The organism is Neobacillus niacini (genome assembly GCF_019749295.1).
In the GTDB taxonomy this organism is placed as follows: Bacteria; Bacillota; Bacilli; order Bacillales; family Cytobacillaceae; genus Neobacillus; species Neobacillus niacini_D.
This window is the reverse complement of the sequence record NZ_JACWFG010000001.1, coordinates 510593-524462: the sequence shown is the minus strand read 5'-3', so window position 1 is coordinate 524462 and position 13870 is coordinate 510593. Positions and strand designations below refer to the sequence as shown.

The following is a 13870-nucleotide window of genomic DNA, read 5'->3' as shown; positions in this document are numbered from 1 at the left end:
ATGGGATATGGGTATTTTTTTACAGGATTTCCGGGTTTTATATGCAGCCAATTAATTAGAGAAGTATTACAAAAGAATGAATTAAAAGGGACGGTTTATGTTCTTGTCCTACAAGGGATGATGGATAAAGCAAGAAACGAGCGTCAAGTAATCATCTCGGAGCTTGGTTTAAGTGAGGAAGCTTTTGTTATTATTGAAGGAGATATTACAAAACCTTCACTTTTGATTTCAGAGGCAAACCAAGAAAAATTAAGAGAAGGGATCACACATGTTTTTCATCTTGCTGCTATTTATGATTTGGCAGTGCCAAGGGATATCGCCTATAGGATTAATGTGGAAGGTACGGATAATGTGAATAAATGGGTAAGAGAGCTGCCTCATCTAAAAAGATACGTCTATTTTAGTACCGCATATGTTGTGGGAAAACGTGAGGGAACTTTATTCGAGACAGAGCTTATTCGTCCCACAAGCTTTAAAAATCATTATGAAGAAACCAAGTATGAAGCAGAGGTCCTAGTGGATAAATTGAAAAAGGAAATTCCCATCACGATCATTCGCCCTGGAATTGTTAAGGGACATTCGCATACAGGAGAAACGATTAAATTTGATGGTCCATATTTTATGATGAATTTTTTGGAAAGGTTAAAATTTCTCCCGATACTGCCTAGATTAGGAAAGGGCGAAGCATTCGTGAATTTGGTTCCAATTGACTATATCGTTCAGGCAGCAGCCTATCTTAGTTTTTTTGAAAATGGGACAGGAAAGACTTACCACCTGACTGATCCTCGGCCATATCGTGCAACTGATATTTATAGTTTTATGATGAAGGAAATGTTAAACAAAAAACCGATTGGAACGCTTCCGTTAACGATGGGTAAATGGTTTCTTTCTATTAAACCAATGAGAAAATTATTAAGGGTTGAAAAAGAGGCGTTGGATTATTTTACATGGATGGGGCATTTTGATTGTACTCAGGCTGTCAATGATTTAAAGGGTTCTGGTATCAGCTGCCCCGATTTTAAGGAAGGGATAAAGCCTATGACAGCTTTTTATTTGAAACAAAAAGATAATCCTAACTTTCATATCCCAATTTTATAATTTTTAATTATTATTGCTGTAAGAAAATATTTCTTCTCTTTCTCGTTTATTAGGTGAATTACTGGTAAAACTAACTTGGAAGCAACTTACAGAAGCGAGATAGAGAAATGAAAAAAATAAGTAAATTAGAAGCAGTACTATGGAACATAGCCTTTCCAGGATTTAGCCAACTGTTAACTGGCCAGTACATCAAAGGTTTATTGTTTGTAACTCTTGAATTTATTATGAATGTAAACAGTCGTTTTAACAGCGGAATTATGTACAGTTTTTTAGGTGAAATTGAAAAGGCAGAGGCTGTAATTAATTACCAATGGCTCTTGTTTTACCCGTGTGTTTATATGTTTTCAATGTGGGATGGATATCGTACAGCGATGCCTGAGGGAGAAAAGTATTCTTATTTGCCATTTGTATTCTCTGCATATATGGTTACTGTGGGTCTAATGATTTCACCAAAGGTCACTATATTTAATGTCCATCCAGGTCCTGTCTTTTTACCAATGTCATTTGTAATACCAGGATTGCTCATAGGTTTTTTTATTAGATGGTTGTTAATTTCTCGAGATAAAAAGGCTGTTGGCTCAAAATAGCTTCAAATCTGACAAGGATTTGAAGCTATTTTAATGCAAATTTTTAAAATGCCCCCATAAAAGGAGGCTTATTAGACGTAAATATTTAGAGTGAAAGAGGCTTTATCATCAACAACTTTTTAAGGGAAAATTTTCAATATTTGGAGTCTATTTTTTACTCTATGCATTTATCACCACAAAATCCAAATTCCTATTCATATGGTATAATTGGGTTTATTGAGAGGTGAGACAATGCTAGGTTTATTGTTTTTAACCAGGAATAAAAAACGTACATTAGAAGAGTCGGTTCAATTAATTCAACAAGGCGACACCTCTCTTCTAAATGAAATAATAGACGCTTATAAACCATTTATAGCAAAAAACGTATCTTCTGTTTGTAAACGATATATATATGAAACCGATGATGAATTTAGTATTGGTCTTATTGCATTTAATGAAGCGATTGAAAAGTATTCACCTGAGAAGGGCAGTTCGCTGCTTAGTTTTGCTGAGGTCATTATTAAAAGAAGAGTTATTGATTATATTCGGAAACAAACTAAAAATCAACACGTTAGTATCGACTTAACCTATTCATCACTTGAGGAAGAGTCAGCAGGAATGGTGATTGTAAACGAACTTTCCCTTGAAGAATATAGAAAAAAGTCAGACGAGGAAATTAGAAAAGAAGAAATTATTCACTTTCAAGCTTTGTTAACATCATATGACTTAAGCTTTAGCGATTTAGTTGAGAATTCACCTAAGCATGCAGATGCTAGAGAAAATGCCATTTTGGTAGCTAGACAATTAGTTGAAAATAAGGAACTAAAAAGCTTCTTAATTGAAAAAAAGAGGCTTCCGATAAAGCAGCTGGAAAAAATGGTTAATGTCAGCAGAAAGACAATCGAGCGGAACAGAAAATATATTATTGCAATTGCACTTATATTATCTAGTGATTATGTATATTTAAATGATTATCTAAAGGGGGTGCTAGAGACATGAGAAAGGGAATTGTAATGGAAATTGATGATCCCTATTTGACATTACTAACTCCAGATGGTGAGTTCTTACGTGCCCATAAAAGTGATAGACTTTATTCTGTAGGTGAAGAAATAGATTTTTTTCCAGTAACTGATAATATTGTTAGTAAAAAGTCTAAATCAATTAGAACCTTTTTCACCTTAAGAACTGCTTTAATGTCGGCGGCTGTGCTTATTATTTGTTTGGGTTCCATTATTCCAGTGTATCAAAGCAACAAGGCTTATGCATATATGTCGATTGACGCCAGCACGAGTATTGAGATGGGACTTAATAAACAAATGGAAGTTGTCCACTTAAAGGGATTTGATAAAGAAGCAGATGAAATCATATCTCAGCTGGGTGAGTGGGAAAAAAAGGATGTTTCAGTGCTAACCGCTATTATTGTTGCAGAATTAAAAGATGAGGGGCAAATATCCCAATCTGAGCCTGTTGTTATTTCGACTGTAAAAACGAAACAGTTAAATGATAATGTGGAAACGAAACTAGAGAAAAATGTCGTGGAAATCCAACAAACTATAGACCAACAACTTGTAGAAGTAAAAGTGTATACAATTACGGAAGAAGAGATTGAAAAAGCACGGGACTCAGGTGTGCCAGTTGGAATATACCAAAGAAGTAAAAATAAATCGGCTAAAAACAAACAACCTAGAGAAAAAAATAATAATATGGCTCCCATTGAATCATCAGCAAAGTCAACATTGCCTCCAGGTCAGCAAAAGAAACAAAAAAATAACAGTAATCTTCCTGATAACAGACAAAGTGAATACCTAAATGAAAAGAAGAATGATGAAAATAAGAAACCTGTTGTGATAAATCAAGAAAACGGGAACCAAGTTTCACCAGGAGTTAACATTGGAAAAAACAATGGAAACGAAAAACGAAATAATAGTCAAGTGAAACAGAGAGAGAACAATAAGGTAAAGAACCAAGAAAAACAGAATAGTTTAAACCAAAGTAATAATCGAGAAAAACAAAATATTAATAATAATAAACAAGAAAAACAGAAAACAAATAATCATAATAATGTAAGAAAACATGAGAATAAAGGAAAAAAATAAGTCCGGCAATAATGCCGGACTTTTTCCATGTGTATTTAGTTGTATTATTGTTGTTGTTGACCTGCCATTTGAGCTTGAGCTTGTTTTACTAGTCTTTTGGTAATTTCGCCGCCAACAGAACCATTTGCGCGTGAAACTGTATCTGAACCTAAATTAACGCCAAACTCTTGTGCAATTTCATATTTAACTTGATCAAGGTATTGCTCGATTCCTGGAACTAATAATTTATTGCTGCTGTTAGCCATTATTTTCAACTCCTTAGTATCTATACAGAGAGTAATTTCTTTTCTCTGTAATGGTATTATGATTCAATTTTGTTTTTTCATAAGTGGTAATGTTTTGCGGATTTGGATACTTATATAATTTAATCAGTTCCCTTGCTTACGTCTTTGTCTGGGTGCATGAAGGGATATGCTTGCGGTTTCTTTTTACTTTCGAGCAGTTCTCGGTTTTCTGCTGTATTCCAGCCAATATCATTTGTTGGGTGAACCCATTCGTCCCCGGCCATAATTTCGGGATCGGTATTTTCAGTCCAATTTTCTAAAGGCGAGTTTGGTGAAGAATATAAGCTGTCTCCAATCACAACGCCATGTTCATTTATGAATGGAGGCTGCATTTTTATACCTGTTCCTTCGAAACTTGGTGCATTCATTTGATGTGGGATTGTTTCATTCATCGTTGGATTATCAGGTTTTTGCTTTTTCTTATTGGTCATCATGCTCACTCCTATTTTTCTTTATTTTTCGCTTGAAAGTCAATTTTATTTAAGAAAAATAAGGAAGTGATTGAATTCCTGCTTCCTGTGAAAACTAATATTGTAACACACGATAGGAGGTCAAAAAATATGGCAAAACGAAAAGCTGAATATGATGCAGTAAATAAGTATTCGAAGACACCTCACAAAAATGTACAGGAAAGTGAATTCTCAGCTGAATTTACTGATGATGATAACGCAATTAGGTTTGCAAATCGTAATTCAAAGCTTGGGAAAAAAGGAAGAAGTTAAATGAAAGAGAAGAAAAGCGTCCAGAACACTCGTGAGGAATTTAGTATTGAATTTGGCGATGTAAACGGCACTAAGCTATATGAAGTACTTCAGGCCAACAAGAATAATAATAAGTCTACTAAAAAGAAATAAGCCGGCTAAATCAGCCGGCTGTTTTTATAGTTTATACGAAAACATGAGTGTGCCTTTGTTTGAAGGATCAAAATAGGCAATTAAAGTCGAAGGATGCTTAATAATAGTTCCTGTAGATAGGTATTCAGAAAGATCAAAGGAAAGCTCTTCAATCATTGTGTGCTTATATAAATCTTTCTCATCAAGGTCTAATTCCAAATAGTTTTGTCCTAAGAGAGATGGGTTTTCAACTATTTGCTTATAAATCTCAGTTCGATTCTGTTTAGAAAAGCTTTGTTCCCACCACGGCTTCCGGGGCTTGTACTTATGATTAATTAAATAATCATATTTCATCAAACCTGCGATGATTTCTATATCGTTAACAGACCGATTTTCTAAAAAGGAGAACAATCTTCGGAATAAATCTTCTAACTGATGACCAATTCTAGACCACCCCTGTTCATCCCAATAGGTACCAAACTCCTGGAAAAAGTCAAAAGGTGACGGGAAAACATTCGTTACTAAGTACTCGATTGTGTGGTTCATCCGATGGTCATTCCAATATTTTTCCAGCACATCCTCGACCTGCTTGATTCGAAGAATATCATCAAAAGGCAGGACATTATTCCCCAAAATCTCATATGGAGAATGATCCATATAAACATACTCATGATCTGCAGCGCGAAGTCTAAGTCCTGTTCCCCGGAGCATTTTTAAAAACCCTAACTGCAGTTCTTCTGGTCGAAGCTCGAAGACATCATTAAATGTTTTCCTAAAGGAGGCGTAATCTTCCTCTGGCAGCCCGGCAATTAAATCAAGATGCTGATCTATTTTACCGCCATCCTTTACCATCGTGACCGTTCTAGTTAATTTTTCAAAATTTTGTTTCCGCATGACAAGTTCGTTTGTATAATCATTGGTTGATTGTACACCGATTTCGAAACGGAAGAGGCCATTAGGGGCTTCATTATTTAGAAATTCGATAACCTCAGGTCTCATGATGTCAGCAGTAATTTCAAATTGAAAAACAGTCCCCGGCATATGTTCGTCTATTAAGAATCTGAACATTTCCATCGCATAGCTTCTGCTTATGTTGAAGGTGCGATCAACAAACTTAATTGTCTTTGCTCCATTGGCCATTAAATAACGTATATCATCCTTAATTTTCTCTCTATCAAAATAACGTACACCAACTTCAATAGAAGAAAGACAAAATTGACAGCTAAATGGACAGCCTCTGCTTGTCTCAATATAAGTGACGCGTTTTCCTAAATAAGCTTTATCTTCAGGGAATCGATAGGGAGATGGAAGTTCCTTTAGATCAAGTTTATTTAGTTGAGGTGTGACTTTTACCTGTCCATTTTCGCGGTATGCTATTCCGTGGACATTTTTAAAGTTTCCCTCACCGTTCATTTCAGAAAGTAACTCCTTAAATGTTTGTTCTCCCTCACCCATAACAATGAAGTCTACACTTGGAATTTTTTTCATCCATTCAACAGTATCGTAGGATACTTCAGGACCACCGAAAACAATCTGAATGGAAGAGTCAACTTTTTTAATCATATTAACAACTTTAATGGTCTCTTCAATATTCCAGATATAACAACTAAATCCAATAATTGCAGGTTTTTGCTGATATAGGTCAGAAACGATGTTCATCACTGGATCCTTAATTGTGTATTCCTTTAGTTGGATATCAAATTCGGGAGCTGCAAAAGCTTTTAAGTAACGAATAGCCAAATTCGTATGGATATATTTAGCATTTAAGGTACTGCAAATAACGTTCATAGTAAAACTCCTTCGACAAAATACAAACAATAGTATATTATATCTCATTTTTGAAAAAAACCATAATCGAACGAGCGTGGATGGCTGTTATACCACAGTTTATTCTCTGTTATATAGTTATTTTTTGGATGAAATCCATATAAATTAACGTTTTGTTTATGTGTTTGAAAGGTGTTATAGAAAATTATTAATGATGTTTGATTTTTGTCACAGCATGAAAAAAATATATGTCCTACAATGAGTGAGGGGAATTAATATTATATGTATTTTTAGTTTTTTGAACAGGAAGGGGAGGGCCATTATGTCTATATTACCGAAGAAAAATGAGCTGGGGTTCTTTGAGATTCGCCTTGAATCCATTGGCGGTCTTGGAGCAAACCTAGCAGGAAAAATGCTGGCTGAAGCAGGAGTGCTTGGTCTTGGTCTGAATGGATCTAACTTTTCATCATACGGTTCTGAAAAAAAGGGTTCACCGGTTAAAAGTTTTATCCGTTATTGTGAACATGATGTTGAAATAAGAGATCACAGCCCAATCGAGCAGCCGCATATTGTTGCTGTTTTTCATGAAGCACTCTATAGAACAGTTGATGTTGTCAGCGGATTGAATGCAGATGGAATCGCACTTGTAAATACGTCACGGGAGTTTGATGAGGTTAAAAAAGACTTAAAGCTTGAGTATGGAACACTTGCCCTTGTCGATGCTTTAGCAATTGCGGTTGAAGAAAAAACAAAGGTAAACACTGCAATGCTTGGAGCCTTATATCGTATTTGTGATTTCTTAGATCCAGATTCCATGCGTAAGGTTATCCGCAAAACGTTTGAAAAGAAGTACCCTCATCTAGTTGAACCAAATATCCGTACATTTGACCGCGGCTATAATGAGGTTCAATTTAAAACCTATGATGTTCCAGAAGGTGCAGAAGGTAAAAGTTTTTCTCGTCCACTGCCGCAATTAGGTTACATGACTCAGGAAATCGGAGGAGTTATGACTGCTCAGGGCAATAGTATATTGAAAGATTTAAGCGGTTCACGGCAAGGATTTCTTCCACAGTTTGAACAGGATAAATGTATCCATTGTGCTGCGTGTGATAATGTATGTCCCGATTATTGCTTCGTCTGGGGAGCTGGCGAGGATAAGAAGGGCCGAAAGCAAATGTTCCTTAAAGGGATTGATTATCAATATTGTAAGGGCTGTTTGAAATGCGTAGAAGCCTGTCCAACTGATGCACTAGGCGATCTTCGTGAAATGATTGGATATGCAGATGCTAACACAGTGAAACAGAACTTTCCGTATCTAGCAGGGGGGATTTCATAATGGCAATGTTAGAAGATAAAATTACCAGTTCGTCGATCGCTGAGCAGCTTTCCACCTTTGAATCTGGAAATGAAATGGCTGCTATGGCAGCTGCACAAATTAATTATCATATTATGGGGTATTTTCCAATTACACCTTCTACTGAGGTAGCGCAATTTCTGGATCAGATGAAAGCGCGCGGTGAGCATGATATTAAGCTGATTCCTGCTGATGGTGAACATGGCTCAGCGGGTATTTGCTACGGTGCCTCAGCTACCGGAGCAAGAGTATTCAATGCAACAAGTGCAAATGGTCTTCTTTATATGATAGAACAGCTGCCAGTTCAGTCTGGAACCCGTTTTCCAATGGTTATGAATCTTGTAACTCGTGCTGTCAGTGGACCTCTTGATATTAGAGGAGATCATTCTGATCTATACTTTGCCTTAAATACTGGCTGGGTTATCTTAACAGCTAGTACACCGCAGGCGGTTTATGATATGAATATTATGGCTTTGAAAATTGCAGAACATTCTAAGGTGCGTCTGCCGGTTATCGTTGCTTATGATGGATTCTTTACATCCCATCAAAAGCGCCGGGTGGAATATTTTAAAGAAAGAAAGGTCGTTCAGCAATTTGTTGGTGAATGTCCAACAGATTATCATTTTGCAAGAGATCCAAAGAAACCAGTAACAATTGGTGCTCATATGAATGGTGATGACCTTATCAACAACAATTTTCAGCAATCCGAAGCCATTTATGCAGCTGGAGAGGTGTATAAAGAGGTTGCAGCTGAATACGCTCGTTTATCAGGCCGTGAATACTCAGTGCTTGATTTATATAAAATGGAAGATGCGGATGTTGCATTATTCCTCTTAAATTCTGCTGGTGAATCAGCGAAAGATGTAGTTGATGAATTACGTGCTAAAGGAATTAAGGCGGGGGTAATCAGCCCAAATGTTATCCGTCCATTCCCGGCGAAGGAAATTCGTGAGGCTCTTAAAAATGTAAAAGCATTACTAGTGGGTGAACGTGCAGATTCATATGGCGCAAATGGACCAAATTTAACACATGAGGTGAAATCTGCCCTCCAAGAAGACCGTGAAAATAAAACAATCGTACTAAGTCGAGTTTTCGGCCTGGGCGGTAAAGATTTCTACGCATCTGATGCACATAAATTCTTTGATATGACCGTCGATGCAATGGAAAAAGGATATGCTGAAAAGCCATTTGATTATTATGGACATGTTCCTGGTAATCCAGATCAAATTCTTAAGCCAGTAATTACACCTCAGCACGGTGAAGTATACAGATCTGGTTTAATTGATGTGAAATTGGATGAAGAAACAAACAAACTTAAGGTGAAAATTCCACCGCTTCGTGCATTGACGGGCAAACCTAAGCGAATTGCTTCCGGACACGGTGCCTGTCCTGGGTGTGGAATATTTGGGGGATTGGAATTATTCTTTAAAGGAATTGAAGGTGATATCGTCACATTATTCCAAACAGGTTGTGCTTATGTGACAACAACCTCATATCCCCACAGTTCTCATAAACAAACCATGATGCATAACTTATTCCAAAATGGTCCTGCAACGTTATCAGGAACACTTGAAGCGTTTATGGAATTAAAACGCCGTGGAGAAATTGAAGTTTCTGACGATGCCACGTTTGTTATGATAACCGGTGATGGCGGGATGGATATTGGAATGGGATCTGCCATAGGAACTGCGCTTCGGGGACATAAGTTGATTATGCTGGAGTATGATAATGAAGGCTATATGAATACTGGCTCACAAATGTCTTATTCTACTCCATTAGGTCATATGACAAGCACATCAGGTGTAGGAAAAGTACAAAAAGGAAAAGGGTTCCATCACAAGGATACAGCGCAAATTATGGCTGCAACAAATATCCCTTACGTATTTACAGGGGCAGAAAGCTTTCCTCAGGACTTAGTTAAAAAAGGTGCGAAAGCACAGTGGTATGCACAAAATGTTGGTACTGTTTATGGCAAAATTCTGATTACCTGCCCGCTTAACTGGAAGTCAGAGGATCGTTATGGAACCACAATTTTGGAGCAAGCAGTAAATTCCTGCTTCTTCCCGCTGTATGAAGTAGAACAAGGGGTTACAACTATAACCCATGATCCAGAGGCGAAAAATAAACGAGTTCCAATATCCGAATGGTTAAAATATATGGGTAAAACAAAACATCTTCTAAAAGAAGAAAACAAATCTATCTTAGAAGAATTTGAGGAAGAAGTCGAAAAGAGATGGCAGCGTCTTAAAGCAAAGCACGAAAATCCATTCCTATAAGGCAAGGTCGTAAAAGGTAAAGCGGGAAATTTTGCGCTTTACCTTTTTAATTTTCCCAATCAAATTTACAAACAATATACTTATTTTTTTGTCAAGTAAAAAGGATTTTATATTATAATGTAGAATATAGAGATATTGAATTACCTTATTTTAGGTTTCATGAGGCAGGTGCAGTAAGTGGGAAAAACAGCGAATCAGAACGAGGCTTCGCCAAGTGAACAAAAATTCCGAAGAATATTTGAAGATTCGATGGACGGATTAATTTTATGGAATGAAAATTATCAGATTGTGGATATAAATTGCGCTGCGGTGAGAATTTTTGATCTTCCAATAGAAAGACTGTTAGGCAAATCCATCCTAGACATATTTAGTAAGATAGAAGATAAAAAACAGGAAATTATTAATCATATAGAACAAGTAAACAATAAAGGTAAAAAACATTCATCAATGGTCATTAAATGGTATGACGGAAGTGTTAAACATTTTGATTATTCTACAAAGCACGGAATAATTGATGGTATGAATCTTACTGTTATTATTGATGTAACTGAAAAAGCTGAGATGCAGGAACAGTTAAGAAAGTCGGATCGGTTAAATATTGTTGGAGAACTTGCAGCAGGAATTGCACATGAAATAAGAAACCCTATGACTGCTTTAAAGGGATTTATTCAATTACTTGAGCCTAGTATTAAAGCACAGCATTCTTTGTATTACGATGTAATAACTTCTGAGTTAGCAAGAATTGACTCTATTATTAATGAGTTTCTAATTCTGGCAAAACCTCAAGAGATTAGATTTCTTGAGAAAGATGTATGTCAAATTATGAGGGAAACTGTCGAGCTGTTAAGTGCCCAAGCGGTGCTTTTCAATGTACAGTTCGAAACACATTATGAAAACAATTTGCCGCTAGTATACTGTGAACCTAACCAATTAAAAAAGGTTTTTATTAACCTAATTAAAAACGCTATTGAAGTGATGTCAGATGGAGGGAAAATTACAGTTTCGATAAAATCAGTTGACGATCAATATTTACAGATATCAATTCAGGATGAAGGGATTGGTATTCCAAAGGATAAAATTAGAAAACTCGGAGAACCCTTTTATACCACAAAAGAAAAAGGGACTGGGTTAGGCTTGATGGTCAGTTACCGGATTATCGAGGAACACAATGGGCATATTCAAATCGAGAGTGAAGAGGGAATAGGTACCACTTTCCAACTCATTTTACCAATTAGAACTATTGATAATTAAAAAACCACTCCCAAAAACTGGAAGTGGTTTTTTGTTAATATAAATCCGGCCTTCTATCTTTAAAGATAGGTATTTGCTTACGAATATCTTTGACAAGTTCTAACTCAATTTCTGCAGACAATATTTCCTCATTCGCACCAGCTTCAGCAATTACTTCTCCCCATGGATTTATAATCATAGAGTGTCCAGCAAATTCATTATTGGGATCAGAACCTGAGCGGTTACAAGCAATGACAAAACATTGGTTTTCTATTGCTCTAGCAATCAGCAGTGCTCTCCAGTGTGTTAAACGAGCTGCCGGCCACTCCGCAACTACGAATAATGCTTCTGCACCCTTTGCAGTATGTGTACGGATCCATTCCGGAAAACGGATATCATAGCAGATTACACCACTGAAGGTAAGACCCTCCAATTCAAATAATCCTTCCTGATCTCCAGCCTCGAGATAAAGATGCTCATCCATCAATTTGAATAGATGTAATTTACTGTATGAATGTACCAGTTCTCCCTTTTTATTGATAATAAGAAGGGTATTCTTTACTCCTGATTCCCCCTGATTCGCAACAGATCCTCCCACAAAGTGAACTTGATATTTTATCGCGGCATTTCTTAAAAAACGAATAGTATTACCTGCATCCTTGTCAGCAATTTGCTCAAGACGTGTTAAATCGTATCCTGTCGTCCACAACTCAGGAAGGACAATAATATCAGGTTTCTCCGTCATAGCTTCATCAATTAGTTTTTCTGCATTTTGATAGTTTTTATTTGGACTCCCAAAAGCGATATCCATTTGCAAACAAGTTATTTTAAATTTCACTTCTATTCACCTCGTTCGAAATTTTAGAATTTTTACTTTACAAGCTGTATTAAAAGTTATATCATTTGTGACTAGAATTCAACAATAAACTGAAATAAATTAAGCAGGTGAAAAGATGAAACACTTTCCAACATCAAATATATTAAATAATCTCCCAAACCAGTTTTTTGCTTCATTAGTAAAAAAAGTAGGGAAATACGTTGAAGCAGGCTGCGATGTAATAAATTTAGGACAAGGGAATCCCGATCAAGCAACACCGCAGCATATTGTGAAAAAGATGCAGGAAGCATCCGCTAATCCTGTAAACCATAAGTATTCACCATTTCAGGGTTATCGATATTTAAAGGTGGCAGCAGCAGACTTTTATCAAAAAGAATACGGTGTGACCGTTGATCCTGATAAAGAAGTGGCAATTCTGTTTGGTGGTAAGGCTGGATTGGTAGAAATCCCACAATGCTTATTAAACCCAGGGGACACAATGCTTGTGCCAGATCCAGGGTATCCAGATTATTTATCAGGCGTAGCTTTATCAAAGGCAGAAATGGTAACCATGCCATTACGTGAAAAAAACAACTTTTTACCAGACTTTAACGAATTAGATGCCAGTGCAATTGAAAGAGCAAAATTAATGTTCCTTAATTACCCGAATAACCCCACAGGGGCTTGTGCGACAAAGGAATTCTTTGAAGAAACTGTCCATCTCGCCAAGCAGCATGAAATTTGTGTGGTTCATGATTTTGCTTATGGTGCAATAGGATTCGATGGAGAGAAGCCGTTAAGCTTTTTGCAGACTGATGGGGCAAAAGATGTTGGAATAGAAATATATACTTTATCAAAAACGTATAATATGGCTGGCTGGCGTGTAGCCTTTGCGGTTGGTAATAGCAGTGTTATTTCAGCAATTGAGCTTTTACAAGACCATTTATATTGCAGTATATTTGGCGGCATTCAGGAAGCCGCAGCAGAAGCATTAACTGGCCCTCAGGATTGTGTGCAGGAATTAAATAATCTTTATGAGCGCAGAAGAAATGTTTTGATTGACGGACTTAAGTCCCTAGGGTGGAATGTTACGGCTCCAAAAGGATCATTTTTTGCCTGGCTAAAAGTACCTGAAGGGATAACATCTACAGAGTTTGCTGATATTTTACTTGAACAAGCGCATATTGCTGTTGCACCTGGAGTCGCATTTGGTGAACTGGGAGAAGGATTTGTACGGGTTGGTCTGCTTACAAGTGAGGAACGCTTAGAAGAGGCTGTTAAAAGAATTAGTAAGTTGCAAATTTTTAAAAAATAGATTGACAAAAAATATTATTCTTGGGATAATGCAAAATATAGTTTATCAACGTGATAAAAGTAAATAATACGATCGTTTTCTTATCAAGAGCTGGTGGAGGGAAAAGCCCTATGAAGCCCGGCAACCGACTTAACAATTATGTTAGGCACGGTGCTAAATCTTGCAGCAAAATGCTGAAAGATGAGAAGATGTTAGTTTGTGACGCTAACCTCTTCTTTTTGAAGAGGTTTTTAT

Annotated in this window: 14 protein-coding genes and 1 riboswitch; of the genes, 10 read left to right on the top strand and 4 right to left on the bottom strand. The window is 36.7% G+C overall.

Annotated elements, in window-relative coordinates:
- From H0184_RS02470 to H0184_RS02455, 4 genes are all read left to right on the top strand, one after another.
- Nucleotides 1-1098 carry an SDR family oxidoreductase gene (locus H0184_RS02470; RefSeq protein WP_221820529.1) on the top strand — a complete coding sequence of 366 codons (1098 nt, stop codon included), beginning with the start codon at nucleotides 1-3 and terminating at the stop codon, nucleotides 1096-1098.
- 107 nt (nucleotides 1099-1205) lie between these two features.
- The gene (locus H0184_RS02465) at nucleotides 1206-1685 is read left to right on the top strand and encodes a hypothetical protein (RefSeq protein WP_221820526.1); all 480 of its coding nucleotides are present in this window, start codon (nucleotides 1206-1208) and stop codon (nucleotides 1683-1685) included.
- Nucleotides 1686-1916: 231 nt separating this feature from the next.
- Nucleotides 1917-2663: an RNA polymerase sigma factor SigI gene (sigI, locus tag H0184_RS02460; RefSeq protein ID WP_221820525.1), complete on the top strand. Its 747-nt coding sequence runs from the start codon at nucleotides 1917-1919 to the stop codon at nucleotides 2661-2663.
- A 14-nt stretch (nucleotides 2664-2677) separates the two neighbouring features.
- Complete coding sequence (locus tag H0184_RS02455; RefSeq protein WP_221820523.1) at nucleotides 2678-3760, top strand: anti-sigma factor domain-containing protein; 1083 nt, start codon at nucleotides 2678-2680, stop codon at nucleotides 3758-3760.
- A 44-nt stretch (nucleotides 3761-3804) separates the two neighbouring features.
- Here H0184_RS02455 and H0184_RS02450 read toward each other — a convergent pair whose 3' ends face one another.
- Both H0184_RS02450 and H0184_RS02445 read right to left on the bottom strand, forming a co-directional pair.
- Nucleotides 3805-4005, bottom strand: a complete 201-nt coding sequence (locus H0184_RS02450; RefSeq protein WP_221820521.1) for an alpha/beta-type small acid-soluble spore protein — start codon at nucleotides 4003-4005, stop codon at nucleotides 3805-3807.
- A 119-nt stretch (nucleotides 4006-4124) separates the two neighbouring features.
- A complete protein-coding gene (locus H0184_RS02445) occupies nucleotides 4125-4475 on the bottom strand; it encodes a DUF3905 domain-containing protein (protein WP_221820520.1) in 351 nt (116 codons plus the stop codon).
- Nucleotides 4476-4604: 129 nt separating this feature from the next.
- Here H0184_RS02445 and H0184_RS02440 point away from each other — a divergent pair, with 129 nt between their 5' ends.
- Nucleotides 4605-4766 carry a hypothetical protein gene (locus tag H0184_RS02440; protein WP_221820518.1) on the top strand — a complete coding sequence of 54 codons (162 nt, stop codon included), beginning with the start codon at nucleotides 4605-4607 and terminating at the stop codon, nucleotides 4764-4766.
- Nucleotides 4767-4898, top strand: coding sequence for a hypothetical protein (locus tag H0184_RS27555; RefSeq protein WP_260631381.1), 132 nt, complete (start codon nucleotides 4767-4769; stop codon nucleotides 4896-4898).
- 24 nt (nucleotides 4899-4922) lie between these two features.
- Here the strand turns inward: H0184_RS27555 and H0184_RS02435 are convergent, their stop codons facing one another.
- The gene (locus H0184_RS02435; protein ID WP_221820516.1) at nucleotides 4923-6665 is read right to left on the bottom strand and encodes a B12-binding domain-containing radical SAM protein; all 1743 of its coding nucleotides are present in this window, start codon (nucleotides 6663-6665) and stop codon (nucleotides 4923-4925) included.
- A gap of 301 nt (nucleotides 6666-6966) precedes the next feature.
- Here H0184_RS02435 and H0184_RS02430 point away from each other — a divergent pair, with 301 nt between their 5' ends.
- From H0184_RS02430 to H0184_RS27950, 3 genes are all read left to right on the top strand, one after another.
- Nucleotides 6967-7980: a 2-oxoacid:acceptor oxidoreductase family protein gene (locus H0184_RS02430; RefSeq protein ID WP_221820514.1), complete on the top strand. Its 1014-nt coding sequence runs from the start codon at nucleotides 6967-6969 to the stop codon at nucleotides 7978-7980.
- Nucleotides 7980-10274 carry a thiamine pyrophosphate-dependent enzyme gene (locus H0184_RS02425; protein ID WP_221820512.1) on the top strand — a complete coding sequence of 765 codons (2295 nt, stop codon included), beginning with the start codon at nucleotides 7980-7982 and terminating at the stop codon, nucleotides 10272-10274. Before H0184_RS02430 ends, H0184_RS02425 begins: the two co-directional genes overlap by 1 nt.
- 177 nt (nucleotides 10275-10451) lie before the next feature.
- Nucleotides 10452-11525, top strand: coding sequence for a PAS domain-containing sensor histidine kinase (locus tag H0184_RS27950; RefSeq protein ID WP_313771703.1), 1074 nt, complete (start codon nucleotides 10452-10454; stop codon nucleotides 11523-11525).
- Between the two features lie 34 nt (nucleotides 11526-11559).
- Here the strand turns inward: H0184_RS27950 and H0184_RS02415 are convergent, their stop codons facing one another.
- Entirely contained in the window at nucleotides 11560-12342 is a 783-nt protein-coding gene (locus H0184_RS02415; protein WP_313771702.1) for a carbon-nitrogen family hydrolase, read from the bottom strand.
- A gap of 115 nt (nucleotides 12343-12457) precedes the next feature.
- Here H0184_RS02415 and H0184_RS02410 point away from each other — a divergent pair, with 115 nt between their 5' ends.
- Nucleotides 12458-13636, top strand: coding sequence for a pyridoxal phosphate-dependent aminotransferase (locus H0184_RS02410; RefSeq protein ID WP_221820510.1), 1179 nt, complete (start codon nucleotides 12458-12460; stop codon nucleotides 13634-13636).
- A 77-nt stretch (nucleotides 13637-13713) separates the two neighbouring features.
- A riboswitch (SAM riboswitch) is annotated at nucleotides 13714-13823 on the top strand.
- Nucleotides 13824-13870: the final 47 nt, after the last annotated feature.

Excerpts from the sequence above, each read along its gene's own strand:
- H0184_RS27555 (WP_260631381.1), top strand. The coding sequence starts at position 4,767 with ATGAAAGAGAAGAAAAGCGTCCAGAACACTCGTGAGGAATTTAGTATT.
- H0184_RS02435 (WP_221820516.1), bottom strand. The coding sequence starts at position 6,665 with ATGAACGTTATTTGCAGTACCTTAAATGCTAAATATATCCATACGAAT.
- H0184_RS02430 (WP_221820514.1), top strand. The coding sequence starts at position 6,967 with ATGTCTATATTACCGAAGAAAAATGAGCTGGGGTTCTTTGAGATTCGC.
- H0184_RS02425 (WP_221820512.1), top strand. The coding sequence starts at position 7,980 with ATGGCAATGTTAGAAGATAAAATTACCAGTTCGTCGATCGCTGAGCAG.
- H0184_RS02465 (WP_221820526.1), top strand. The coding sequence starts at position 1,206 with ATGAAAAAAATAAGTAAATTAGAAGCAGTACTATGGAACATAGCCTTT.
- H0184_RS02440 (WP_221820518.1), top strand. The coding sequence starts at position 4,605 with ATGGCAAAACGAAAAGCTGAATATGATGCAGTAAATAAGTATTCGAAG.
- H0184_RS02410 (WP_221820510.1), top strand. The coding sequence starts at position 12,458 with ATGAAACACTTTCCAACATCAAATATATTAAATAATCTCCCAAACCAG.
- H0184_RS02445 (WP_221820520.1), bottom strand. The coding sequence starts at position 4,475 with ATGACCAATAAGAAAAAGCAAAAACCTGATAATCCAACGATGAATGAA.
- H0184_RS02455 (WP_221820523.1), top strand. The coding sequence starts at position 2,678 with ATGGAAATTGATGATCCCTATTTGACATTACTAACTCCAGATGGTGAG.
- H0184_RS02470 (WP_221820529.1), top strand. The coding sequence starts at position 1 with ATGGGATATGGGTATTTTTTTACAGGATTTCCGGGTTTTATATGCAGC.
- H0184_RS02450 (WP_221820521.1), bottom strand. The coding sequence starts at position 4,005 with ATGGCTAACAGCAGCAATAAATTATTAGTTCCAGGAATCGAGCAATAC.
- sigI (WP_221820525.1), top strand. The coding sequence starts at position 1,917 with ATGCTAGGTTTATTGTTTTTAACCAGGAATAAAAAACGTACATTAGAA.